Origin of the sequence: Pseudomonas sp. BN411, from assembly GCF_029871235.1 — a bacterium.
GTDB lineage: Bacteria > Pseudomonadota > Gammaproteobacteria > Pseudomonadales > Pseudomonadaceae > Metapseudomonas.
In genome coordinates this window covers 92,106-117,814 of record NZ_SSOM01000029.1, presented here as the reverse complement: position 1 = coordinate 117,814, position 25,709 = coordinate 92,106, and the positions used below count along the sequence as shown (strand labels likewise).

The following is a 25,709-nucleotide window of genomic DNA, read 5'->3' as shown; positions in this document are numbered from 1 at the left end:
GGACAGCGGCAGCCTGACCGAGAACGGCGTGCCGTCGAGTCTGGCCGGCAATGTGCTGGACAACGATGTCGGTGGCGCAGATCAACCCAATGCCTTCACCAGCTGGAACGGCGTGACCGGGGCGACTCCCGGCGAGAACGGCAGTCTGCTGGTGAACACCCCTTACGGCGTGGTCACCCTGAATGCCAATGGCACGTACAGCTTCGTGTTGGCCAATGGTGCGGCCGCGGTGGAGGCCCTGACCGAAGGGCAGCAGGTCACCCTGCAATACGCCTACTCCATGCAGGACGGCGACGGTGATCCGAGCAGTTCGACCCTGACGATCACCATCCTCGGCAGCAACGACATTCCCACCGTCGAAGTCAGCAGCCCGGGTGCTGGTGGCAGCCTGGCCCAGGTGTTCGAGAAGGGGCTGGCGGATGGCAGCAGCGCGGGTGACGGCAGCAACGTGACCACCGGCAGCTTCACTGTCGCGGACTCCGATGGGCTGACCAATCTGAAGACCCTGAGCGTCGGCAGCCTCAGCGTTGACCTCACCACCAGCGGCTTTGCCAGCCTGGTCGGGCAGAGCTTCACCACCGCCCATGGCACGGTGCAAATCACTGGTTACAGCAATGGCACCTACAGCTTCAGCTACACCCTGACCTCGGCCACGACCGATGCCACCGGTCTCGAGACGGACGGATTCCAGGTGTCGGTAAGCGACGGCCTGGCCAACGCCTCGGCCAATGTCAGCATCGAGATCGTCGACGATGTGCCGCTGGCGAAAGCGGATGGCGCATCGGTCAGCGAAGGCAGCAGCGTGACCGGCAACGTGGTCACAGGCGCCGGGTTGGGCTCCGTTGCGGATGTGTTCGGTGCCGATGGCCGCCCGTCGCCGACTACCGGCGTCGTGGGTGTGCGCGTCGGTGGGGATACCTCGACCCATGTTTCCGGCGGTGTGAATGTGCCCATCGATACCGGCCTGGGCATCCTGGTGCTGCATGCCGACGGCAGCTACAGCTACACCAGCCATGCCAACAGCCTGGGCCAGGCCGGTGGGGTCGATACCTTCACCTACACCATCGTCGATGGCGACGGCGACCTCAGCACCACGACCCTGACCATCGACCTGTCCAACATCACAGTGGTCGGCAGTGTGCAGGCGGGCTCCGATAACGATGTGCGCGAAGCCGCACTCGGCATCGGTTCCGAGCCGGCCAGCAACGACGAGTTCGCCAGCGGCACCCTGGTGGCCAACGGCGGCAACGGGCCCTACAGCTTCAGCCTGAGTGCTGGCGCGGGCGTCGGCCAATACGGCCAGCTGGTGGTCAACGGCAATGGCTCCTACACCTACACGCTGCTGTCCGCGCCCAAGGTCAATCCGGGCAACAACGGCAACAACCTGCAATTCACCGAGACTTTCACCTTCACGGTGACCGACGCCAACGGCAACACCGGCGTGGGCACCCTGACCATCGACATCATCGACGATGTGCCGGACGTCAGCGTGAAGGGCCTGCAAGGGCTTGACCTGCAGGTGGATGAAACCACCCTTGGCGTTACCGACAGCACCAGTTTCGCCGGTGCCTTCACCAAGGTATTCGGTGCCGACGGCGCGGCTGCCAGCAATGCCACCACCTACGCCCTGGATGTGAAATTGCCGGGTGCGGACAGTGGCCTGCGGGACACCGCGACGGGCAACAGCATCCTGCTGTTCAAGGAGGGCTCGGACATCGTCGGGCGTGTGGTTGGCGGCGGACAACTGGCCTTCCGCCTGAGCGTCGCGGCTGACGGTACGGTGACACTGGAGCAGTCGCGGGCGATCTTCCACACCCCGAACTCCGGGCCGGACCAGGCGTCCGGCCTGGCCAGCGCCGACCTCGTCACCCTGACCGCCACCATCACCGATAGCGATGGCGACAAGGACAGCGCCTCCCTCGACCTGGGCAACGCCATCAGCTTCAGGGACGACGCCCCCAGCATCGCCCCCTATGTGAACGTCGGCCTCGACGACGACGCCTTGCCCCATGGCAACCCCGATGGCGTGGGCGATGTCACGCCCGATACGCAGAACACCAGCGGCGTCATCGTCCACAGCTTCGGCGCCGACGGTGCGGGCTCGATCGAGCTGCAGACCAGTGGCGCACCCGCCGGCTTCACCTATGTGGAAACCCAGGACGGCCTGCTGATCAAGCAGGGTGGCGTGACGGTCATCACCGTCACCCTGGACGCGCTCACCGGTGCCTACACCGTTACCCAGAATGCGCCGGTCATGCATCCCTATGGGGATGACGAAAACGACCTGAGCTTCGAGGTCGAGTACAAGATCACCGACCGCGACGGTGACTTCGCCGCCGGATCGCTCTACATCAAGGTGGATGACGATTCGCCGGAAGTTCGCGTCAATGCCGCCGTGCAACTGGACGACGACGCGCTGGCCTTCGGCAATGCCGGCGGCACGGGCGATGTGCAGCCGGATACCGCCAATCTCACCGGTACCCTGGGGCACAGCTTTGGTGCTGATGGGGCAGGCTCCATCAGCCTGCTCACCACTGGCGCGCCCAGCGGCTTCAGCTACGAGAAGGACGGCGACAACCTGCTGATCAAGCAGGGCGGACTCACGGTCATCACCCTGACGCTGAACTGGGCGACCGGCGCCTACAGCGTCGTCCAGAACGGGCCGATCCTGCATTCGGCTGGCATGGACGAAAACGATGTGAGTTTCAGCATCGCCTACAAGGTGACGGATGCCGACGGCGACACCGCCACGGGCAGCCTGACCATCAATGTCGATGACGACACCCCGGAAGCCGTCGCAGACAGCGCCAGCATCGTCGAGGGCGGTGACACTGGCAGCCTGTTCGGCAATGTGCTGACCAATGATGCGGGTGGCGCCGACCAGCCCACGGCCTTCACCAGCTGGAACGGCGTCGCCGGTGCGATACCTGGCGATAATGGCAGCCTGTTGGTGAACACCCCCTATGGTCTGGTTACCCTGAACGCCGATGGCAGCTACAGCTTTGTCCTGGCCAATGGTTCGGCGGCCGTGGAAGCGTTGGCTCCGGGTCAACAGGTGAGCCTGCAATACGCCTACAGCATGCAGGATGCCGACGGCGATCCCGACAGTTCGACCCTGACCCTCACCATCATCGGCAGCAACGATGCACCCACGGTGGAGGTCAGCACACCGGATGCCCAGGGCACTATGGCCAAGGTCTACGAGCAGGGCCTGCCGGCTGGCTCCAGTGCTGGCGACGGCAGCACCGTCACGACCGGCAGCTTCACGGTGGCCGACTCGGACGGCTTGTCCAACCTGAAGAACCTGAGCGTCGGCAGCCTCAGCGTCAACCTGACCACCCACAGCTTCGCCAGCCTGGTGGGGCAGAGCTTTGCCGCTGATCACGGCACGGTGAAGATCACCGGCTACGACAACGGCACCTACAGCTTCAGCTACACCCTGACCGAAGCCACCACCGATGGCCTCGGTGTGGAAATCGATGGTTTCCTCATCACCGTTGACGATGGCGTGGCCAGTGCGTCGGACAATGTCCGCATCGAGATCGTCGACGACGAGCCCGAAGCGAAGGCCGATAGCGCTTCGGTCGGTGAGGGCGCCACGGTGAACGGCAGCGTGACCAGCGCCGACGGGATGGGCTCGGTCGCCGATGTGTTCGGTGCCGACGGTCGCCCGTCCCTGACTACCGGCGTCGTGGGTGTGCGCACCGGTGGGGATACCACGACCCATGTTTCCGGTGGCGTGGATACACCGATCGATACCGGCCTCGGCACCCTGGTGCTGCATGCCGATGGCAGCTACAGCTACACCAGCCATCCGAACAGCGTGGGCCAGGCAGGGGCGGTCGACACCTTCACCTACACCATCGTCGATGGCGATGGTGACTTCAGCACCACGACCCTGACCATCAACGTCTCCAACTACACCGTAGTGGGCAGCGTGCAGGCCGGCTCGGATGGGGATGTGCGTGAAGCGGCCCTGAGCTTCGGCAGCTCGCCGTCGAGCACTGACGAGTTCGCCAGCGGCACCCTGCTGGGCAGCGGTGGCAACGGGCCCTACACCTTCAACCTGCAAGCCGGGGCGGGTAACGGCCAGTACGGTCAACTGGTGGTCAACAGCAACGGCTCCTACACCTACACCCTGCAGTCCGCGTCCAAGGTCGACCCGGGCAACAACGGCAACAACCTGCAGTTCACCGAGACGTTCACCTTCACGGTGACCGACGCCAACGGCAACACCGGCACGGGTTCCCTGACCATCGACATCATCGACGATGTGCCCGATGTCAGCGTGAAAGGGCTTGGCGCATTGGGTGTGCAGGTGGACGAAACCACCCTGGGCACCACCGCCAGCACCAGCTTTGCCGGTGCCTTCACTCCGGTATTCGGCGCCGATGGTGCGGCTGCCAGCAACTCCATCACCTACAGCCTGGGAGTGAAGTCGCCGGCTGTGAACAGCGGTCTGCAGGACACCGCGACGGGCAACAGCATCCTGTTGTCCAAGGAGGGCTCGGACATCGTCGGGCGTGTGAGCGGAGGCGGTCAGTTGGCCTTCCGCCTGAGTGTCGCATCCGACGGCAGCGTGACCCTGGAACAGACACGCGCCATCGTGCACTCGCCCGATATCGGTCCCGACCAGGTGGCTGGCCTGTCCGCCGCCGACCTCATCACCCTGACCGCCACCATCACCGACGGCGATGGCGACAAGGACAGCGCGACCCTCGACCTCGGCAACGCCATCAGCTTCCGCGATGACGCGCCGAACGTGACCAGCAATGCCCTGGTGCAACTGGACGACGACGCATTGCCTGGCGGTATCGCGGGTGGTTCGGGCGACGACGCGGATTCGCTGAACACCTCCGGCAATGTCGGCTTCATCTTTGGCGCGGACGGCGGCGGCAGCGTTCAGTGGCTGACCACGGGCAGCCCCAGCGGCTTTGTCTACGAGAAGTCCGGCAGCGACCTGCTGATCAAGCAGGGCACCACGTCGGTCCTCAAGGTGACCCTCGACAGTACCAGTGGCGCCTACACCGTCACCCAGCTCGCGCCCATCCAGCATGACGCGGGCGGACAGGAGAACGACCAGCAGTTCGCCCTGACCTACCAGGTCACCGACAAGGATGGCGACAGCGCAAACGGCGTGCTGAACATCAAGGTCGACGACGATACGCCGCAGGCGATGAATGACAGTGCCGACGTTGCAGAGGGCAGTGGCCAGGCCGTCAATATGGTGTTGGGCAATGTCCTGCTGGGCAGTGACAATGCCGTGGGTGGCGGTGATGACGATGCCTTCGGTGCCGACGGAGCAGGCCGCGTCCTGTCCATCCAGATCGGTAGCACCACCTACACCTGGGACGGTGCCACTACTATCGGCGTGAGCGGCGGCGGCACCATCACTGGCAGCCAGCTGAGCAACATTGCCACTGCCAGTGGCGGCAACCTGAGCCTCAACTTCGCCAGTGGCGCCTGGACCTACGCAGCGCCGACAAGCATTGCGGCGGATACCAGTGAGAGCTTCACCTACACCATCGTCGACAAAGATGGCGACCCATCCAGCGCGACCCTGACGGTGCGGATCGAGGATGCTTCCCCGGTGGTCGGCAAGGTGGACGAGGACGAACTTCCCGGCGGCATCACCGACGGCGACGCCCAGACCACCGTGGTCACCGGCAACCTCGGCGAACTTCTGGTGGGCACGCCAGCCGGTGCGCAGTTCAGCATTGCTGCAGTTCAGCAGGCAATGCCGTCGCTGACGTCCGACGGTGTGACGATCGCCTACTCGCGGGTCGGCAACACCCTGGTCGCCAAGGCGGGTACTGATACCGTCTTCACCCTGCAGGTGGAAAGCAACGGCAACTACACCTTCACCCTGCTGGGCGCGCTGGATCATCCCAGTGGCGCTGGCGGCGACGACCAACTCCTCACCCTGAACCTGACGGGAGCGCTGCAGGCCAGCAATGGCAGCGGCAACCTGCCCCTGGCGGGCGACCTGCTGATCCAGGTGGAGGACGATGTGCCGGTGATCCTCGCGGCCTCCAACCTCGTCTACTCCAACGGCAACAATCCGGCAGGCGGGTCGGGGATCTTCATCTACGCCACCGGGGCCGATACCCGTGGCACCGGGCCGTTCTCGGCTTCCGATTCGGACTTTTCCGGCATCAGTCTCAGCGGCAATGTCGGCGGCACGGCCATTTCCTCGACTGCGGTGACCTGGCAGTCCGAGTCGGACACCAGTGCGACCTTCGACATCAGCTTCAAGTACGCGCCCAACCCCGCGAGCCCCAGCTCCCTGGTCGAGGCCAACGGCACCCTGGTGTTCGACAAGGCCAATGGCACCTACACGGTGTCGCTGGACGAGCCTATCCAGGGGTTCAACATCTTCAAGACCAGCACCTCGATCAGCATCAACGGCTACGAGCTGAACAGCACGCAACTGGACAACACGCAGCCGGCGGTGTCGGTGGTCGAGTTGGCCAACAATTTCTACGTGCAGTACACCGCCTACGCCGAACCCGGTGGCGGCACCGGCAGCGACAACCTGTGGGCAGGCACGAACAATCCCACGGTCTTCTCCAATGGCGAGTTGTTCAGCCAGAACACTTCGTGGGTCAGCGTGAGCAATGCGGCCAATGGCGTGGGTGGCGACACCCTGGGCAAGGGCGAGGTCCTGGACCTGAACTTCTACACCACCAATCCCAAAGGCAATGTCGGCGTCGAGCCGAGCGCCCGCGCGGCCGGGATGTTCCTGAAGTTCGACGGGGTCGGTAATGAAGACATCGTTGTGGTGCTCAAGCTGATCGGTACGGGCGGGGTCAAGACCACGCGGGCGCTGGTGGTGAGCACCAACGACATCATGACCACCAACAGCGTGGCGCTGGCCGCCTATGGCATCACGCTGGACCAGAACGACGGCGCCATCGTCATCGAGAACAACGACTTCAATGCGCCCGGGGAGAACTGGCAGATCTACGGCGCCCAGATTCTCACCAGTGTCGAAGGCATCACCACCACCACAGCCATCAACTTCAACTCGGTGATTGGCAATGGCGGTGCCACCAATGTGAACGATGTATCCGACTTCGGTTCCTCGGCGACCGACAACGACGTCCTGAAGGTTTCGGATGTCGGCTTCATCACCAGCGAGAAGAACACCCTGGATACCGACCTGGACTTCCAGGTGGGCGTGAAGGATGCCGACGGCGATACCACGGCCACCCAGAACCTGCACGTGACCATGGAGGCGAGCACCACCTTCATTGGCACCGCGAGCGCTGATGTGATCCATGGCACCACCGGCAATGACAATCTGTCAGGCATGGGCGGGGACGATGTGCTGGTGGGCGGGCTGGGCAACGATGTGCTGAACGGCGGGGCCGGGATCGACACGGCTTCCTACGACAACGCCACCTCCGGGGTTGCGGTGAACCTCGCACTGGTTGGCCAGCAGAACACCGGCGGCGGCGGGCTGGATACCCTGATCGACATGGAGAACCTGCTCGGCTCGCACTTCAACGACGTGCTGACCGGCAACAGCGGCAACAACGTGCTGGCGGGTAACGGCGGCAATGACCAGCTCACGGGGGGCGGCGGCGCCGACACCTTCAAGTGGCTGGCCGGTGAAACCGGTACCACCACCATCACCGACTTCACTCCGGGGCAGGACAAGCTGGACCTGTCGCAACTGCTGACTGGCGAACACAGCAACGCGGGAAGCCTGGACGACTTCCTGACCATGGCTTTCGGCACCAACACCACCATCACCGTGGATACCAATACGGCGGCCAATCCGGGTGGCACCGGACAGACTATCGTGTTGGAGGGGGTGAACCTGCAGGCAGCCTACGGTGCGGCCGACACAGCGTCGGTGATCACCCACATGCTCGATGACGGTTCATTGAAGGCCGATGCCTGACCTGCGTCGCGGGCCCGCCCTCGCGGCGGGCCCGGCATTGGAACGGGAGTGAGGAAGGAACCATGGTTTATGTGCAGAGAGACGAGAAGGGCAGGGTTCTGCGGGTGGAGCACGAACCCTTCGACAGCATGACCCAGAGCATGCCGGCCAGCGATCCGGAAGTCCGGACCTGGTTCGCCAGCCGCAGCCTGCATGATCACCTGATGTCCCTACAGTATTCAGACCTGGAGCTGGTGCGGGTCATCGAGGATCTGGTGCAGGTGCTGGTGAGTCGGGGCGTGATGAATTACACCGACCTGCCAGCCCCCGCCCGCCACAAACTCCAGCACCGCGCCAACACCCGCTCCCAGGTGGGAGATCTGGGGGAGCTGGTTTCCGAGGACTACCGCTTGCCGTATTGAGCGGCCAGGCTTTTTTTTCGAGTAAACATCCAGATTCGTAGCACGTGGACTTGCTCGTGGCCCCTAGAAGGGGGGGCATTTCGGTGCCGCCTGGAAAATCGAAGCCACGAGCAATTCCGGGAGCACTGGCGGGATTTTTCCCAGAGTTCCTTCCTGCGACGAAACTGGCCACGACGACGTAGCAACGTAGGATGGGTTGAGCCTGCGATACCCATGCTGTTTTGCAGAGTCGATGGGTATCGCTTCGCTCCACCACATCCTACGAACGTCATCCTGATAACCCGGCATCCCAATCGTCACAGGCAGAGCCGATGACTCATGACCACGCCCTCAGGACGTGGTTTCCCAAGTTCAAATGAGTTCGCTGCCACAATCACATCTTTTCGTAGGTTGCGGCTGAGCTACGCGAAGCCCAACGTTCGGAGTTTGTGCGTGCATCGTTGGGCTTCGCTCCGCTCTGCGCCAACCTACGGCAGGGCAGCGCGGGGATCGCAGGCTCGCAAACCGCTGCCCGCTTCATCCATGCCATGGCGCCGGTGCGCCGATCAGGCGGCCCATGGCGCCCTGGATGCCCAGTTCCCTCAGCACATCCAATTCACCCTGGGACTCCACCATCTCTGCGATCAGCGGCAGGTCGATGCTGTTGGTGGCGCGGAACAGGGCTTCGATGAACAGGCGCTTGTCGCTTTCCAGGTCGATGGCGCGGATGTAGGTGCCGTCGATCTTCAGGTAGGCGAGGCCCAGGTGGGCGAGGTTGCCGATCAGGCTGAAGCGTCCGCCGAAGTGCTGCAGGCCGACGCCGTAACCGGTTTCACGGATCGCCTGGCAGAGCTGCCCGAGTTCGTTGGCCGGTGGCAGGTGGCGCTCGTCCAGCTCCAGGGTGAGCAGCTCCGCCTGCTGGGGATGGGACTTGAGCAATGCGAGCAGGCGCTCACGGTGTTCGCCCGGGCGCAGGCTGGCGGCGGACAGGCTGAGGGCGATGCGCGATGGTGTCTGCTGCAGGTGTGCCAGGCAGTGTTCGAGCATTGCCAGGTCGAAGCGTGCGGACCAGCCCAGGCGCTCGATCCAGGGCAGGAAACGCCCGGCGGGCACGGCTTCACCCTGGGGATCCAGCAGGCGTGCCAGCACTTTGTGGTGCAGGGTTTCGGCGGTGTTTGTGCAGAGGCTCACCGGCTGGAAGTAGAGACGCAGCTTGCCCTTGCTCAGCGCGTCGTCGATCCAGGCGCGCCAGTCGTGCAGGCTCTGGCCTGGCGCGGCGTCGAAGTCGTCCAGGCGCACCCAGGGGCGGTCGGTGCCTTGCGCTGCCTGGGCCAGGGCCTGGTCGGCGCGGCTCATCACCCGCTGGATGTCTTCACCCGGCCGGTAGGCGGCGATGCCGAGCAGGGCGACCGGACTGCGGTCGCTGGCACCGGTGGCATGCAGGTTTTCCAGTTGATTGGCGAGATCGGCTGCCAGTTGTTCGGTGTCTTCCCCGGTGAGGCCGGGGCAGAGCAGGGCGAACTCGCCGCCGCGGCTGCGCGAAGCCAGCCAGTCAGGATTGCCTCTTTTCTGCACCAGATTGCCGAGGATTTCCCCGATATCGCGGATCAGCGCGTCGGTGCGCTGGCCGCCGAGGCGCTGGTTGAGCCCGCCGAGGTCGTTGACCCGCAACAGCACGAGGTAGCCGGCGGCGTTCTGGTCGTTGGGCACCAGTTGGTTGGCGAGGCGGATATCGAACTGACGGCGGTTGGCCAGGCCGGTGAGGCTGTCCTGGTATGCCTCTTCGCGCAGACGTTCGCTACGCGCGGCTTCTTCCGCGAAGAGGTTGCGCAGCTTGTCCACCATCTGGTTCATGGCCAGCACTACGCGGCGCAGTTCCGGGGTGCGCGGTACCTTGGGCAGGGCAAGGAATTCGCGGCGGCTGATGGCCTCGGCCTGCTGCACCATGTTGTCCAGCGGGCGCAGTTGCGTGCGCAGCAGCCAGGCACCGACCAGGGCGCTGACCAGGCCGCAGAGCAGCAGCCAGGCGAGGCTGCCGATGGCGCTATCCCAGAGCTTGGCCAAGGCGAACTGCGGATGGCTGAGCACCTCCACGCGCGCGGCCTGCTGCCAGCCACGCATGATCAGCGCGTCGCCGCCCTGGGGCCGCAGGTTGACCAGATGGGCGAACCAGCCCGGCACTTGGTCGCTGGTGGTGGTCGTGCGGCGTTCGGCGATCACTCCGCCATCGGGGATGCGAACCACGCGGATGCTGGCGAAGTAGCCGCTGTCGAAGATGGAGCTGACCATCAGCTCGATCATCGCCGGGTCGTCAACGTGGGGCGTCATGGACAGGCCGAGGGCGGTAGCGGCGTCCTGGGCGTGTGAGCGCAACTGGCTGAGCAACTGCTCGCGGGAACTTTCCACGCCCGCGAGGAAGCTGCCGGCGAAGGCCAGCGCGAGCAGCAGGCAGATGGCCAGGAACAGTTGCTTGAGTAACGACATGGGCTAACCCTCTCCAATGGCGAAGCCTTCGGCTCTCATTTTTTTCAGCAGGTCCTGCCAGCGCGACAGTTTCTTGGTATCCCCGGCACGCTTGGCACCGGTGTAGAGGCCTTCGGCGTTGAAGGCGTACACGGGCAAGAGGTCGGTGCGCTGCGACGCCGGACGTATCTCGCCGATCAGGTTGTCCAGCACCAGGGGATCGGCGGTGGGCGTCTTGTAATAGGTGAGGACCATGTGCGCCTGGTTCTGGCGCAGGGCCTTGACGTAGGTGATGCGCAGCTTCTCGGCGGGGATGCCGAGGCGGCGCAGGGTGAAGTACTTGGCGATGGAGTAGTCCTCGCAATCGCCGGCACCCTTGATCAGGGCCTCGACGGGGGTGGCCCAGTAGTCGTTCTGGCGCCAGGTGCGGATATCGTCGGTGAAACGGAGCTGGCGGTTGAAGAAGCGGTTGACTGCTGTGAGCTTCTCGCCTTCGGGCAGGTCGATGCTGGCCTGGATCAGCTCGCTCCAGGCGAGGATGCGCCCTTTTGCGGGGCCAAGGTCGCCATAGCGCTTGGTGGCGTTCTGCAGGATCAGGTCGAAATCCCAGTTGGCCAGCACGCTGGCCAAGCAGAGCAGCAGGCCTGCGAGCAGGCAGCTGCCTTGCCATGCCAGCCACGAGGGTTGCCGCAGTCCGATTGCCGCCCAGCGTTGCCGCATCAGCCGTCTCTCCGCCCAGGATGCTCAGAGTCTAGGCGGGAATCCATGATTTGCCGGAGCTGGATTCAGTGGCTGCGCAGGGTTTTCTGGCGAAGGATATAAATGCTGACCAGTACGGCGCTGGTGAGCATGAATCCGCGGGCCCAGGGCAGGGGCACGAGGAAGCAGGAGAGGGTGATACTGGCCCACATCAGTACCAGGGCGTAGACCTTGCCCTTGAGGGGAATGCCCTGGCCCTCCAGATAATCGCGAATCCAGGGGCCGAGCTTCGGGTGTTCCACCAGCCAGAGGTAGAAACGCCGCGAGCTGCGTACGAAGCAGGCCGCGGCGAGCAGCAGGAAGGGCGTGGTGGGCAGGACCGGCACGAAGATGCCGATCACGCCCAGGGCGACACTGAGCCAGCCGATGATCAGGAGGACCATGCGCAGCGCCGGGTGGCGCTGCTGCTGGATATCGCTGTGCGCCATGCGCCGGCCTTAGTGGTGGCGGGGCTTGAGCAGCGCGGGTTTTTCTTCTGGTGCGTTGCAGAGCAGGAAGAGGGCGGTCAGCAGTTCGGGGATCTGCTCGACCATTTCGTCCACCAGGTTGCGGTCCTTGGCGATCTCGGCGAATTCGGGCTGCTCGTCGAACAGGCCCGAGCCCACCATGATCGGCAGCAGCAGTTCGCTGACTTCCTCTTCGGCGTTCTCGAACCAGGTTTCCTCGCGCAGGAACACGCCTTCCATGAAACCGATGCACCAGCCGCGCAGGTCGGAATCGTCCGGGTCCTCGCCCAGGTCCAGGTCGCAGGGCATTTCGGGGTCTTCGTCGCTGGCCAGTTGGCGGGCGATGTGGGCCTTGAGGGCCAGCAGGGTGGATTCGATCTCTTCGCGCTCGGCGTCGCTGCGATAGTGCGGCGGCTCGGAGAAGAGGGCGTCGATCCATTCGCGCTCGGGCACCTGGTCCGGGCAGATCGACAGGGCACTCAGGTAGCCATGGGTGGCCACATAGTCCAGAGCCTCTTCGTGCAGATCATCGGCGTCGAGAAAAGCTTGCAGGCGGGACAGTTGCTCAGCGAAGGACATCGTGGGACTACCTTGAGGAATAAACGACGCTGAATTCTAGTCGAGTGCGAGGTTCGCGGCAAAAGGCGCGGGCGATAGGCGTGGCCAAATTGCCGGTGCGGCTGACGTATAATGCGCGGCTTGTTCCGGAGACCCCCATGCTCGACCAGGCACTGCGCATCCTCAAAGACGTATTCGGCTACGACGCTTTCCGCGGCAACCAGGCCTCGATCATCGAACGTGTAGCCTCGGGTGGCGATGCCCTGGTGCTGATGCCCACCGGTGGTGGCAAGTCGCTCTGCTACCAGGTACCGGCGCTGCTGCGCGAGGGCCTGACGGTGGTGGTTTCGCCGCTGATCGCCCTGATGGAGGACCAGGTCGCCACCTTGGACGAACTGGGCGTGCCGGCCGTGGCGCTGAATTCCACACTGTCCGCGGAAGCCCAGCGGGAAATTGCCGATCGTCTGCGCCAGGGCGAGATCAAGCTGCTCTATCTCGCTCCGGAACGCCTGGTGCAACCGCGCATGCTGGCCTTCCTCCAGCGGCTGCAGATCGGCCTCTTCGCCATCGATGAAGCCCACTGCGTGTCCCAATGGGGCCATGATTTCCGCCCCGAGTACCTGCAGCTGGGCCAACTGGCAGAGCTCTTCCCGAACGTGCCGCGCATGGCGCTGACCGCCACCGCCGATATGCGGACCCGCGAAGAGATGGTGCAGCGCCTGCACTTGCAGAACGCTGAGCGTTTCCTCTCCAGCTTCGACCGCCCGAACATCTTCTATCGCATCGTCGCGAAGGATCAGCCGCGCAAGCAGCTGCTGGGCTTCCTCGCTGAGCGACGCGGCGATGCGGGCATCGTCTACTGCATGTCGCGCAAGAAGGTGGAGGAGGTGGCGGCCTTCCTTTCCGAGCAGGGGTTCCCGGCGCTGCCGTATCACGCGGGCCTGTCCAACGACCTGCGAGCCTTCCACCAGAAGCGTTTCCTCAATGAGGAAGGGCTGATCATGGTTGCCACGATTGCCTTCGGCATGGGCATCGACAAGCCCAACGTGCGCTTCGTGGCCCACCTGGACCTGCCCAAGTCCCTCGAAGCCTATTACCAGGAAACTGGCCGCGCCGGCCGGGACAGCCTGCCTGCGGATGCCTGGATGGCCTATGGGCTGCAGGACGTGCTGCTGCTCAAGCAGATGCTGAGCAACTCGGAGGGTGACGAGCGGCACAAGCGCATCGAACAGCACAAGCTGGACGCGATGCTGTCGCTCTGCGAGGAAACCCGCTGCCGCCGGCAAGCGCTGCTGGCCTACTTCGACGAAGAACTGCCGCAGCCCTGTGGCCACTGCGATATCTGCACCGACGGCGTGCAGACCTGGGACGCCACAGAGCCCGCGCGTCTGGCGCTCTCGACCATCCACCGCAGCGGCCAGCGCTACGGCGTCGGCCATCTGGTGGATCTGTTGCTCGGACGAGACAACGAGAAGGTGCGGTCTTCGGGCCATCAGCACCTCTCGGTGTTCGGCATGGGCAAGAACCTTTCCGAAGGCGATTGGCGCACCCTGTACCGCCAGTTGGTGGCCCGCGGCCTGGCGGACGTCGACCTGGAAGGCTTCGGCGGCCTGCGCCTGACCGAGGCCTGCCGCCCGCTGCTGCGTGGCGAGGTGCAACTGGAGCTGCGTCGGGACCTGTCGACCAAGGCACCCAAACCCACCGCCAGCGCCGCCAGCCAACTGGTGCGTGGCGAAGAGCGCGAGCAGTGGGAAGCCCTGCGTACGCTGCGTCGCAAGCTGGCGGAAGAGCACAGCGTGCCGCCCTACGTCATCTTCCCTGACGCGACCCTGCTGGAAATGCTCCGCAGCAAGCCGCGCAGCCTCTCTGAAATGGCCCAGGTCAGCGGCGTGGGCGCGCGCAAGCTGGAGCGTTATGGCGAGGCCTTCCTCGAAGTGCTCAACGGCAATGGCGCCGGTGAGGCACCGCGTGCCGTCACCGACCTGCGCCATGAACTGGTGAGCCTGGCCCGTGCGGGCATGACACCGGCGCAGATCGCCCGTCAGCTCAATTGCAGTGAGAAGAACGTCTACAGCTTGCTGGCCGAGACCATCGGCAATCAGCAATTGAGTCTGGAACAGGCGCTGGACCTGCCGGAAGAGCTGCTGGGCGAGATTCAGGACGCCTTCCTCGACGGCGAAGGCGAACTGCCGCCTGTGGCCGAGGTGGCAGAGCTGTTCGCCGGTCGCGTGCCTGATGGCGTGCTGCATTGCGTACGCGCGGCCCTGCAGGCGGAGTTCGAGGCTTGATTCGACGCCGGCCATTCCGGCGTCGATAAAATGACGGGGCAAAACGACGAACTTGTGACGCGGCGCACGACCGGCTAATGTGCGTCAGAGGCCTCCGACAGAAGGGGTGGACGTGTCCTACAACAATACTGCCTGGCTCAATGACGTTCGTCCCAATCCCTATGCCGACCAACTGGCCCTGGGATTCCGGCATCTCCGCTTCACGCGCTCGCTGGAGCGCGAGTACCGCGATTATTTCCTCGAAGAGAACTTCGACCTCAAACGCATCGCCCTGAGTGCTGGCCTGCTGATCTGGCTGGCATTTGCCGTGCTCGATTTCTACCTGATCAGCAGTGAGACGCGCTGGTGGATGCTGGCCGTTCGGCTCGGCGTGCTGGGACTGCTGCTGGGCTGCGGCGTGCTGATGCTCCAACGCCGCCATCGGCACCTGCTGGCCCCCCTGAGCCTGGTCTGCATTGGTTCCCTGGGCGTGGGCGCCGGGGCGGTGGTGGCCATCGCCCATCGCAGCGATCCGTCCTTCCCCTACGAGGGCCTGTTGCTGGTCTGCATGGCCGCCTACTTCCTGGTGGGGCTGCGGTTGGTGGAGGCGCTGGGCGTTTCCCTGGTGATCCTGTTGGCCTATGTGGGGCTGGAACTCTGGGCCGGACTGCCCTGGCCAAGGCTGATCAACAACCTGCTGTTCCTGCTGTTTGGCAACATCGCCGGTGCAGTCGGTTGCTACCTGCTGGAGTTCAAATCCCGCGAGCATTTCCTCATCAGCCGCCTGATGCGGGTACTGGCGGATCACGACAGCCTGACCGGCCTGTACAACCGCCGCAGTTTCAATAGGCAGTTGGAGCGTCTATGGCGCCAGGCCCAGCGTGAACGGCACGGCCTGGCCCTGTTGCTCTGCGACGTCGACCACTTCAAGGCCTATAACGACCGCTACGGCCATCAGGCCGGCGACCTGGTGTTGCAGCAAGTCGCCCGTGTGCTCGAAGGCACCGCGCGTCGGCCCCTGGATATGGCGGTTCGCCTGGGGGGAGAGGAGTTCGCCGTGCTGCTCTATGACATCGGGGAGCAGGAGGCGCGCCGCTGCGCCGAGAAGCTGCGGGCGACGCTGGAAGAGCAGTCCATCCGCCATGAGGCTTCACCCACGGCACCAGTGCTGACCATGTCCATTGGCGTTGCCTGCGTCCATCCGCAGCCGGGCATGCCGTTGGGCAAACTCTATGAGCTGTATGAGCATGCGGATCGTGCCCTGTACGAAGGCAAGGCATTCGGCCGCAATCGGGTGGTGGCTTGAGTTCGGACGAAAACTGCCTGCGCTCGGCCATGCGTCGTTAAAACTTGGTTCGGAATGCTCATTAACAGTCGTTAACTCCGCTTCCTCACCAACTTTTGCCTTGCCTGGGCTTCGCTCGGCGACTTTTCGTGCAGAACTCAATTCGTCGCTCCGGATGGCGCGAGCCGTGACTGTCCGGGGCCTTGGCCGGTGTTAGCATCGCCGCTCCTCCCGCATCGAGCGATCCGCATGGACAAGCTGATCCAGGCTGACGGCCAGCCGCACTACGGCATATTTCCCGCCGCCCCCGGCCTCATCAACTACCGCGACTTCGACTTCCGCTCGCCCATGGGGCGCCGCCTGGGGGCATTGGCCAAGTGGCGACGCTTCCACCAGTTCCAGTACTTCGGCCTGCTCGGCAACGAGCTGATTGGCGGGTGCGCCCTGGCCAACCTCAGTCTGGTGGGGGTTGGCTTCGTCTACCTCTTCCATCCCGCCAGCGGGCGCATGATCGAGCGTCAATTCAAGTTGCCGTTGGGCCTGGGCACTTCGTTCTCGCAATCGCCGGACGAGGGCATTTGCGAGCTGCGTCAGGGCCGCAACCTGCTGCGCCTGGAAAACCGCTCCGATACCGGTGAAAAGCGCCTGCTGGTAGAGCTGGATGACGGTACCCGCATCGATGCGTCGTTCAGCGAGCGGGAGCCGGCGTTCCAGCCCATGTGCATCTGCACGCCGACGGCGGTGAATGGCTGGGTGTATGCGCAGAAGGTGGCGGGGGTCGCCTGCCGCGGCCAGGTGAGCAGCGCGCTGGGGAACTTCGATCTCGCGGAAATCGGCGCCTTCGCCCATCACGACTGGTCCGCGGGCTACATGCGCCCGGAAACCAACTGGAACTGGGCCTGCCTGTCCGGCCTGGCTGACGGGCTGCGGGTCGGGTTGAACCTGTCCTGCGGGGTGAACGAGACCAGCTTCACCGAAAACTGCTTCTGGCTGGATGGGGAGCTGATCAAGGTCGATACGGTCCGTTTTGCCTTCGACCGCGACCAGCCGCTGAAGACCTGGAGCGTCGCTTCCCATGATGGTCAGGTCGAGCTGACGTTAGTTGGCGAGGGCTTGCATGAGGAGCGCCTGAACCTCGGTTTCATTGCGAGTAATTTCAAGCAGGTGTTCGGCCGATTCAGCGGCACCCTGCGACCGGCGGGGCGTGAACCGGTGCAGATCGACAGGATGTGGGGCTTTGTCGAGGACCAGTACGTCAAGTGGTAGGGCGGGGGGACTTGCTCGCGGCTTGCGGCTATGATTAGCTGGCTAATTATTAGTATAAGAAGTCCGAGTCAATTTCGATGTCCTACCCCGATCAACACCGTTTCGCCATGCAGCTCGCACAGATGTCCCGCGCGTGGCGCGCCGAACTCGACCGCCGTCTGGCCGGCATGGGGCTGTCCCAGGCCCGCTGGCTGGTATTGCTGCATTTGTCCCGTTTCGAGGACGACTTGCCCACCCAGCGCGAGCTGGCCAAGAGCGTCGGCGTCGAAGGCCCGACCCTGGCCCGCCTGCTGGATAGCCTTGAGGCACAGGGGCTGATCCAGCGTATGGCCGTTGCCGAAGATCGCCGGGCGAAGAAGATCGCCCTGTGCCCGCCGGCCCGTCCCCTGATTGAAAAGATCGAAGCCATCTCCAGCCAGCTGCGCCAGGAACTCTTCGCCGGTATCGAGGATGAAGAGCTGCGCCGTTGCCAGCAGGTTCATGCGCGGATTCTGACGAACCTGGACCGCCTCTGATGGGGCAGGACCTCGAGGCGCTTCACGAGCGCTTCGGCGCCCGCTATCCGCAATGGCTGCTGGGCCTGCTGATGCTCGGCAGCATGGCGATGATCCTCGCCTCCACCAGTATCAACGTTGCATTGCCGGCGATCATGGCCGACTTCGGTATCGGCCGGCCGCTGGCGCAATGGCTTTCCACCGGCTTCCTCGCCGCCATGACGGCCGGCCTGTTGCTGGCAGCCTGGTGCCAGGCGCGGCTGGGTGCGCGGCGAACGGTGCAGTTCGGGCTCGGCCTGTTCTGCCTGGCATCGCTCCTGGCCCTGGTGGCCACATCGGCCTGGCAGCTGATCGCCCTGCGCATCGTCATGGGGGCTTGCGCCGGGATCATCCAGCCGCTGGCGATGGTGCTGATCTTTCGCGTCTATTCCGAAGGCGGTCGTGGCATGGCCCTGGGCATCTACGGGCTGGGCATCATGGTGGCGCCGACCCTCGGGCCGACCATCGGTGGCTACCTGATCGACCATTTCGGCTGGGGTGCGGTGTTCTGGTTGCCGCTGCCGCTCTGTCTCCTCGCGCTGATCGGTGCCCAATGGCTGATGCCCAGCGTGCGCGACCGCAACACGCCAGGCGTCGACCTGCCAGCTTTCACTCTCCTGAGTGTCGCGCTGTTCGCCTTGCTTGGTTCCCTGGCCGAAGCCCAGCGTTTCGGCTGGCTGGCCCCCAGTGCATGGCTGCCGGGATTACTTGGCGTGGCATGCACCGTGGCCTTCCTGCGCCGCAGTCGCACCTGCGGACGCCCCCTGCTGCCGCTGCAACTCTGGCGCCACGCCGCGTTTCGCAAGGCGAGTTGGGTCGCCCTGGTGCTCGGCCTTGGGCTGTATGGCTCCACCTACCTGATCCCGCTTTACCTGCAGACGGTAGAGGGTTATAGCGCCGGACAGGCCGGCCTTCTGATGCTGCCGACCGGCGTGGTGCTGGGGCTGGCGTCCTTTATTGGTGGCTGGGCGAGCGACCGCCTGTCGGCTGCCTCCATGCTGGTGTTCGGCCTCCTGGTGTTCGCGTTGTCGTCGGCGGGCCTTGGGTTGGCGGGGCACGGGGCTTCGTTTCTGGCGCTCTGCGGCTGGGCCTGCGTCGGCCGGCTGGGGCTCGGTTTGCTCCTGCCAGCGATGAGTACGGGGGCGCTGGACGTCCTCAGCTCGGAAGAGCTGGCGCTGGGAGCGGGTGCCATCACATTCGTTCGTCAGCTGGGTGGCGCCTTTGGAGTCAATCTGCTGACCTTCTTTATCGAGTGGCGCCACGCCGCAGGTGGCGGCAATGCCGCAGCCGAAGTGCTGGCATTCGAACAGAGTTTCTGGCTGGTTGCGCTACTCTTCCTGATGGCCGTTGTGCCGGCCTGGGGCGTGCGTCCTGCAAGGCGTTGAGCGTGCAAATCGCACGATGAAAATTTTGTCAAGCCCCTAGCGAAATCTTTCCTATAGTGGAGTAAGCTACAGCCCAGGTTTGTGGCCAGCTGCCATTATTCCGGGCGAGGGAGCGGAGAGCCCGAAGCTGTAGGTCTCGAGTGGAATGGATAGGGAGCTCCACCCCACTATCATTGTTGTTTTGAGGTCAACGTACTTCACGTCGCTTCGAGGATGCCCGGGTGGGATATCAGGAGCCAGTTGCGTGGTTACGGATGATCGGGGAGGACATATGGCAAGGGTTCACAAGCTCCTTTTGACGCTTGCGTCCGGCTCTGCACTGTACTCGGGCCTGGTACCTGCGTTGGGGCTAGGCGAAATTACCTTGCACTCCGCCCTCAACCAGCCGCTGGACGCTGAGATCGAGCTGCTGGAGGTCGGTGACCTCAATGACAGCGAAATCAAGATCCGCCTGGCATCCGCTGATGATTTCGAGCGTGCCGGCGTCGACCGCTTTATCTTTCTCAACGACCTGCGCTTCAGCCCGGTGATCCGTGGCTCTGGCAGCCGCATCCGCGTGGCGTCCAGCAAGCCGGTCCGCGAGCCTTACCTGAATTTCATCGTCGAAGTCGCTCGCCCCAACGGCAAGCTGCTGCGCGAATACACCCTGCTGCTGGATCCACCCGGTTCGGCATTTACCGCAAGCGCCGCGCCGGTCAGCCCGGCTCACGAGACGTCGGCCGCAACCGCGAGCATTGCACCGGTACAACCCAAGCCGGCGCCGGCTGCGACCCAGGGTAATCACTACCAGGTTGTACGAGGTGACAGCCTCTGGCTGATTGCCAAGCGCTTGAGCGCCGGGAGTGGCATGAGCCAGCAGCAGATGCTGGATGGTATCTACGCTCTCAATCCCCAGGCTTTCCCGGGGGGAGACATCAACCGCCTCCATGTTGGGCAGTCCCTGTTGTTGCCCGACGCCGCCGTCCAGGCCACTGTTCCTGCGGCACCTGTGGTCGCACAAAACCCAGCGCCGACTCCGGCTCCGGTTGCCGCAACGCCAGCTGGTCCGACCCTGGATGAGCTGACCCAGGCCCAGCAGCGGGTGGATTCCAGCATCGCCCAGGGTGAAGCCGAGCGCGCGGAACTGCGGCAGCATATCGCCGAGCTCCAGACCAAGCTGGACGCCATGCAGCAGCAATTGAGCGGCAGTGACCAGGAAGTGACCGCGCTGCGCAACCAGATCCAGCAGATGGCCACTGCGCCGGTTGTCGAACCAGCGCAAGCCCAGCCTGTAGCCGCCGTTCCTGCGGTGATCCCCGTCGCCCAGGCTGCCGAACAGCCGGCTCCGGTACAGCAGGGCAACTCCGGCATCAGCCCGTTCTGGTGGGCGATCATGGTTTCCGGCCTGGTATTGCTGTTCCTGCTCGATTGGGTGCTGCTGCGCCGCTCCCGTCGCGATGCGCAGGAACAGGAACTCGAAGAAGCCCAGACCACTGGCAAGGCCAAGGTGGCCTTGCAGCACCGCCACGAGGAGGTACGGCCCGCTGCCCCGGTCATGCCGAAACCGGCGCCTGTCGCTGCCACTGTCGCGGCCGTAGTCCCGCTGAAGGTCGTCGCGACTCCCTCCATCAAGATTGCGTCCGATGCGCTGGAAGGCGCCAACATCTACATCGCCTACGGCCGCTGGCGTGAGGCCCTGGCTGTGCTGCAGCCGGCCGTTGACAAGGAACCTCAGCGCCTCGACCTGCGTTTCCGTCTGCTGGAAGTGCTGGGTGAGCTGCGTGATCCGGTTGCCTTCACCCTTGAAGAAGCCGCCCTGCGCGAACTCCACGCTGACGAAGGGCGCCTTGCCGCCATCGTCGCCCGCTATACGGATATCGGTTCGGCAGCAGCGCCGAGCGAGCCTGTGTTCGTGCTGGACGAAACGAGCCCGGCCATGGCCGAGGTGAGCAACGAACCCATCGACGCTCTGCAATCCGACTTCGACGGCTATCCGCTGGACGCTGACTGGGAACAGGTCAGTCCCTTCAAGACCGCCGAGCCCAAGCGCAAGGCCGCTGTGATCCAGGCCTTCCCGACGGTGGAGGACGACCTGGGCTTCCCCACCAATCTGCAGGAACTGCCGGAAGTCTTCGAACTGACCCTGGATGCCGACACCCTGAGCCCGTTTGGCGACCTGCCGGAACTGCCCCAGGCCGAGAGCCTGGACGAGCTTACCGCGGAGTTCGTGGATCCGATGGTCAGCCTGGAAGAGCTGGACAAGCTGGATGCCCGCCAAGAGAACATCACCAAGCTCAACCTGGCTCTGGCCTATATCGAGCAAGGCAATATCGAGGCGGCCTGCAGCATCCTCAACGAAGTCATCAGTGACGGTGACGATGAGCAGAAGCAGGAAGCGCGCGATCTGCTGGCGAAGATTGCCTGAAGCGATTCAAGCCCAATGAAAAGCCCGGACCTTGTCCGGGCTTTTTCTTTTGGGGGCGCATTTAGCGTCTACCGCGGAATATGTAGGAGCGAGCTTGCTCGCGAAGAGCCCGTACAAAGCTATCGCGAGCAACCTCGCTCCTACAACGTCCGCGACGGAGCCGGTTGCGACCGTCCCATCATTCGCTTGGCCGCCAGCACCAGCCAGCAGGCAAGAATGAACGGCGCGGTCATGGCGGGCAGGCCGATGGCGGCAAAGCCGGGCTGTAGGACCACGCCCAGGAGGATGCCTGCCAGGGCGCACCAGGGACGGCGCAGGTCCTTGCCCAGGGCCAGGGCGATCAGCGCACCGTTGAGGCTGAACAGTCCACCCAGCACCGCTTGCATCGGCATGCCGTGGAGCAGCGCCAGGATCAGCGCGGTGGCCGAACCCAACAGTGCCCAGAGCGCCACCCTCCAGCCGGCCAGGAACAGCGCGGCCAGCACCAGGCCACCGGCGATGGGCTGGTCAAGGAAGATCACCTGGCCAATGCCGCGCACCAGTGCAAGCGGCGTGTCGATCCAGCCGGGCTGCAGCGTAGCGGCGGCAGTGGGGGAGGGCGTCAGTTCCAGTGGCCCGCCCAGGGCCAGCAACAGCCAGCCGAGACCGACGAAGGGCGAGGTGTAGGCCGGCAGCCAGTTGCGCTGGCGGACGGCCTTGAGCAAGGCGTTTAGCACCAGGCTGGAAAGCCCGGCGGCGCAGAAGATCAGCAGCGCCAGGTAGAGCGAAGGCTCGAAACGGACGCTCAGCAACAGGCCAAGCAGGACGCCGTTGTAGCCGTAGAGGCCGGCTTCGATATCTTCGGGGGCGTAGCGGCGGCGCACGGCGGTGAGCCAGGCGGTGGCACCGCCAAGCAGGGCGCCGCCCAGCAGGCTCGGGGCCCCCACAGCGATGGCGAGCAGGATCAGCGCACCGCAACCGGGGTGACGCTGGAGGAATATCTGGCTGAAGCCGTTCAACTGGGCGGATGCCCAGCTACGGACTTCGGGTCGTAGTGGCAGTCGGTACATGGCAGCTTGAAAAAAAGGAGGCGCCCCGGTGAGAGGGCGCCCGCATAACTGGCAATGGCCAGATGGGATTTCTGTTGTCGCCCGGCATCGAGGCCGGTGCGGGGAGCGCGGGTTCTCTTTGGAACCCGTCGCTCCAGGTGTGTCACATCAATGCAGGGTTTCGATCCGAAGGCTGTTGGTGCTACCCGGCTGGCCGAACGGCACGCCGGCGGTGATCACCACGGTATCGCCACGCTTGGCCATACCCTGGGCCTGGGCAATCTCCAGCGCGGTGCTGGTGACTTCCTCGACCTTGTGCAGGCGTTCATTGACGACCGAATAGATACCCCAGGCCACAGTCAGGCGACGCGCGGTGTTGAGGTTCGGCGTCAGGCTGAGGATCGGTGCCTTCGGGCGCTCGCGGGAGGCGCGCAGGCTGGAGCTGCCCGACTCGGTGTAGTTCACCAGTGCGGCTACCGGCAGGATGCTGCTGATGCGGCGGATTGCGCAGCTGATGGCATCTGACGAGGTGGCCTCGGCCTGCGGACGGCTGACGTCGAGCTGGCTCTGGAAGTCCGGGCCGTTTTCCACCTGGCGAATGATCTTGCTCATCATCTGCACGGTTTCCAGCGGATAGTCGCCGGAAGCGGTTTCAGCGGACAGCATCACGGCGTCGGTGCCCTCGGCCACGGCGTTGGCAACGTCGGTCACCTCGGCGCGGGTCGGGGCAGGGGAGAAGCGCATGGATTCCAGCATCTGCGTGGCCACCACGACCGGACGGCCCAGTTGGCGGCAAGTGCGGATGATGTCTTTCTGGATGCGCGGCACATTCTCCGCCGGCACTTCGACGCCCAGGTCGCCACGGGCAACCATGATGGCGTCGCAGAGACGGGCGATTTCTTCCAGGTGCACCACGGCCGAGGGCTTCTCGATCTTGGCCATGAGGAAGGCGCGGCCCTTGATCAGCTCGCGAGCTTCGACGATATCTTCAGGGCGCTGCACGAACGACAGGGCGACCCAGTCCACGCCCAGGTCCAGGCCGAAGTCCAGGTCACGGCGGTCCTTGGCGGTCAGCGGCGAGAGTTGCAGCACCGCTTCCGGCACGTTGACGCCCTTGCGGTCGGACAGTTCGCCGCCGGCAATTACGGTGGTTTCCACTGCATCGGCGTGGCTCGCGGTTACCTGCAGGCGCAGACGACCGTCGTCCAGCAGCAGGTTCATGCCGGGTTCCAGGGCCTCGATGATTTCCGGGTGCGGCAGGTTGACCCGGCGCGCATCGCCAGGGGTGTTGTCCAGGTCCAGGCGGAAGGCCTGGCCTCGCTCCAGGTTCACCTTGCCATCGGCAAAGCGGCCCACGCGCAGCTTCGGTCCCTGCAGGTCCATGAGGATGCCGATGGGGTAGTTGAGCTGGCGCTCCACTTCGCGCACCCACTGGTAGCGCTGGGCGTGATCGGCGTGCTCGCCATGGCTGAAGTTCAGGCGGAACAGGTTGACGCCGGCTTCCACCAGTTGGCGGATGTCGTCGATGCCTTTGATCGCCGGACCGAGGGTGGCGAGGATTTTTACTTTCTTGTCAGGCGTCATTTTTCAGGGCTCTCGAGGATCAGGATGGCGCGGAAGTCGTTCACGTTGGTACGGGTCGGTTCGGTGACGACGAGGTCGCCGAGGGCGGCGAAATACCCGTATCCGTTGTTGTTGTCCAGCTCATCGCTGGAAGAAAGCCCCTGCTTGATCGCACGGCTGTAGCTGCAGGGGGTCATGATGGCGCCGGCGTTGTCTTCCGAACCGTCGATGCCGTCGGTGTCGCCGGCCAGTGCGTAAACGCCCGGCAGGCCCTTCAGGGTGTTGGTCAGGCTCAGCAGGAACTCTGCGTTACGCCCGCCACGGCCTTCGCCGCGCACGGTCACGGTGGTTTCGCCGCCGGAGAGGATCACGCACGGCGGCGTGATCGGCTGGCCATGCAGGATCACCTGGCGGGCGATGCCGGCGTGGACCTTGGCCACCTCGCGGGATTCGCCTTCGAGGTCGCCGAGGATCAGCGGGGTCAGGCCGGCGGCGCGGACTTTCTCGGCGGCGGCATCGAGGGACTGCTGCGGAGTGGCAATGAGCTGGAAATGGCTGCGCGAAAGGCAGGGATCACCCGGTTTGACGGTTTCCGAGCGCGGGTCCTGCAGCCAGGCACGCACATGTGCGGGCACTTCGATCTCGTAGCGGGCGAGGATGGCCAGCGCTTCGGCGGAGGTGGTCGGGTCGGCTACGGTCGGGCCGGAGGCGATCACGGTGGCCTCGTCGCCGGGCACGTCGGAGATCGCGTAGGTGTAGACGGTGGCGGGCCAGCAGGCCTTGGCCAGGCGGCCGCCCTTGATCGCCGAGAGGTGCTTGCGCACGCAGTTCATCTCGGAGATGGAGGCGCCGGATTTCAGCAGTGCCTTGTTGATCGCCTGCTTGTCCTTGAGGGTCAGGCCTTCGGCGGGCAGGGCGAGCAGGGAAGAGCCGCCGCCGGAGAGCAGGAAGATCACCCGGTCGGATTCCTGGAGGCCGCTCACCAGCTTGAGCACGCGCTCGGCGGTTTCCAGGCCGGCGGCGTCGGGCACGGGGTGTGCGGCCTCGACCACTTCGATCTTCTTGCAGTCGGCGCCGTGGTCGTAGCGGGTCACCACCAGGCCGGATATCTCACCCTGCCATTCGCGTTCGATCACTTCAGCCATGGCGGCGGCAGCCTTGCCGGCGCCGATGACGATGACGCGGCCGGAGCGGTCGGCCGGCAGGTGGTCGGCCAGTACCTGGCGTGGGTGGGCTGCGGCGATGGCGGTGGCGAATAGGTCGCGCAGGAAGGCTTTGGGATCGAGGGACATGGCAGGCTCCAGGTGGCCGAATGCTTCTTGTGGGGCGGCATGCCGGCGAGTGGAATCGCCGGGCGTTCAAGGCCGATTTCAGTCCCGAACCGCCGCACGCAGCGGCTCGGGACTGGAATCGACCTTCCTGGTCGTTGGCGCCGTGTCACCTCGGACCAGGAGGGTCGAAAG

General features: G+C 64.6%; 15 protein-coding genes. 8 read left to right on the top strand and 7 right to left on the bottom strand.

The annotated features are described in order from the left end of the window. Nucleotides 1–28: 28 nt before the first annotated feature. Complete coding sequence (locus E8F06_RS03360; RefSeq protein ID WP_280364173.1) at nucleotides 29–7,909, top strand: DUF5801 repeats-in-toxin domain-containing protein; 7,881 nt, start codon at nucleotides 29–31, stop codon at nucleotides 7,907–7,909. Nucleotides 7,910–7,971: 62 nt separating this feature from the next. After that, nucleotides 7,972–8,310, top strand: coding sequence for a tryptophan synthase subunit beta (locus E8F06_RS03355; protein ID WP_280364170.1), 339 nt, complete (start codon nucleotides 7,972–7,974; stop codon nucleotides 8,308–8,310). 516 nt (nucleotides 8,311–8,826) lie between these two features. On the opposite strand, the gene lapD is transcribed toward E8F06_RS03355, so the two are convergent. The 4 genes from lapD to E8F06_RS03335 all read right to left on the bottom strand — a co-directional run bounded on the left by lapD (nucleotide 8,827) and on the right by E8F06_RS03335 (nucleotide 12,536). Continuing rightward, nucleotides 8,827–10,773: a cyclic di-GMP receptor LapD gene (gene lapD / locus E8F06_RS03350; protein ID WP_280364168.1), complete on the bottom strand. Its 1,947-nt coding sequence runs from the start codon at nucleotides 10,771–10,773 to the stop codon at nucleotides 8,827–8,829. Nucleotides 10,774–10,776: 3 nt separating this feature from the next. After that, the gene (lapG, locus tag E8F06_RS03345) at nucleotides 10,777–11,472 is read right to left on the bottom strand and encodes a cysteine protease LapG (RefSeq protein WP_280364166.1); all 696 of its coding nucleotides are present in this window, start codon (nucleotides 11,470–11,472) and stop codon (nucleotides 10,777–10,779) included. Nucleotides 11,473–11,537: 65 nt separating this feature from the next. Next, nucleotides 11,538–11,939 (bottom strand): YbaN family protein, encoded by a 402-nt coding sequence (locus E8F06_RS03340; protein WP_190828795.1) that lies wholly within the window; start codon nucleotides 11,937–11,939, stop codon nucleotides 11,538–11,540. 9 nt (nucleotides 11,940–11,948) lie between these two features. Further along, on the bottom strand, nucleotides 11,949–12,536 hold the full coding sequence (locus tag E8F06_RS03335; RefSeq protein ID WP_280364163.1) for a YecA family protein: 588 nt from the start codon (nucleotides 12,534–12,536) through the stop codon (nucleotides 11,949–11,951). Between the two features lie 137 nt (nucleotides 12,537–12,673). Here E8F06_RS03335 and recQ point away from each other — a divergent pair, with 137 nt between their 5' ends. The 6 genes from recQ to E8F06_RS03305 all read left to right on the top strand — a co-directional run bounded on the left by recQ (nucleotide 12,674) and on the right by E8F06_RS03305 (nucleotide 21,655). Further along, nucleotides 12,674–14,803 (top strand): DNA helicase RecQ, encoded by a 2,130-nt coding sequence (recQ, locus tag E8F06_RS03330; RefSeq protein ID WP_280364161.1) that lies wholly within the window; start codon nucleotides 12,674–12,676, stop codon nucleotides 14,801–14,803. A gap of 112 nt (nucleotides 14,804–14,915) precedes the next feature. Further along, nucleotides 14,916–16,088: a GGDEF domain-containing protein gene (locus E8F06_RS03325; RefSeq protein ID WP_280364159.1), complete on the top strand. Its 1,173-nt coding sequence runs from the start codon at nucleotides 14,916–14,918 to the stop codon at nucleotides 16,086–16,088. Nucleotides 16,089–16,316: 228 nt separating this feature from the next. Beyond that, nucleotides 16,317–17,333 (top strand): DUF2804 domain-containing protein, encoded by a 1,017-nt coding sequence (locus E8F06_RS03320; RefSeq protein WP_280364157.1) that lies wholly within the window; start codon nucleotides 16,317–16,319, stop codon nucleotides 17,331–17,333. Nucleotides 17,334–17,410: 77 nt separating this feature from the next. Then, nucleotides 17,411–17,848: a MarR family transcriptional regulator gene (locus E8F06_RS03315; protein WP_190828785.1), complete on the top strand. Its 438-nt coding sequence runs from the start codon at nucleotides 17,411–17,413 to the stop codon at nucleotides 17,846–17,848. Next, the gene (locus E8F06_RS03310) at nucleotides 17,848–19,251 is read left to right on the top strand and encodes a DHA2 family efflux MFS transporter permease subunit (RefSeq protein WP_280364155.1); all 1,404 of its coding nucleotides are present in this window, start codon (nucleotides 17,848–17,850) and stop codon (nucleotides 19,249–19,251) included. Before E8F06_RS03315 ends, E8F06_RS03310 begins: the two co-directional genes overlap by 1 nt. 364 nt (nucleotides 19,252–19,615) lie before the next feature. After that, complete coding sequence (locus E8F06_RS03305) at nucleotides 19,616–21,655, top strand: FimV/HubP family polar landmark protein (protein WP_348532247.1); 2,040 nt, start codon at nucleotides 19,616–19,618, stop codon at nucleotides 21,653–21,655. 140 nt (nucleotides 21,656–21,795) lie between these two features. Here E8F06_RS03305 and E8F06_RS03300 read toward each other — a convergent pair whose 3' ends face one another. From E8F06_RS03300 to E8F06_RS03290, 3 genes are all read right to left on the bottom strand, one after another. After that, on the bottom strand, nucleotides 21,796–22,704 hold the full coding sequence (locus tag E8F06_RS03300; protein WP_280364149.1) for an urea transporter: 909 nt from the start codon (nucleotides 22,702–22,704) through the stop codon (nucleotides 21,796–21,798). A gap of 147 nt (nucleotides 22,705–22,851) precedes the next feature. After that, entirely contained in the window at nucleotides 22,852–24,267 is a 1,416-nt protein-coding gene (pyk, locus tag E8F06_RS03295; protein WP_280364147.1) for a pyruvate kinase, read from the bottom strand. Continuing rightward, the gene (locus tag E8F06_RS03290) at nucleotides 24,264–25,538 is read right to left on the bottom strand and encodes a glycerate kinase (RefSeq protein WP_280364145.1); all 1,275 of its coding nucleotides are present in this window, start codon (nucleotides 25,536–25,538) and stop codon (nucleotides 24,264–24,266) included. Before E8F06_RS03290 ends, pyk begins: the two co-directional genes overlap by 4 nt. Between the last annotated feature and the right edge of the window lie 171 nt (nucleotides 25,539–25,709).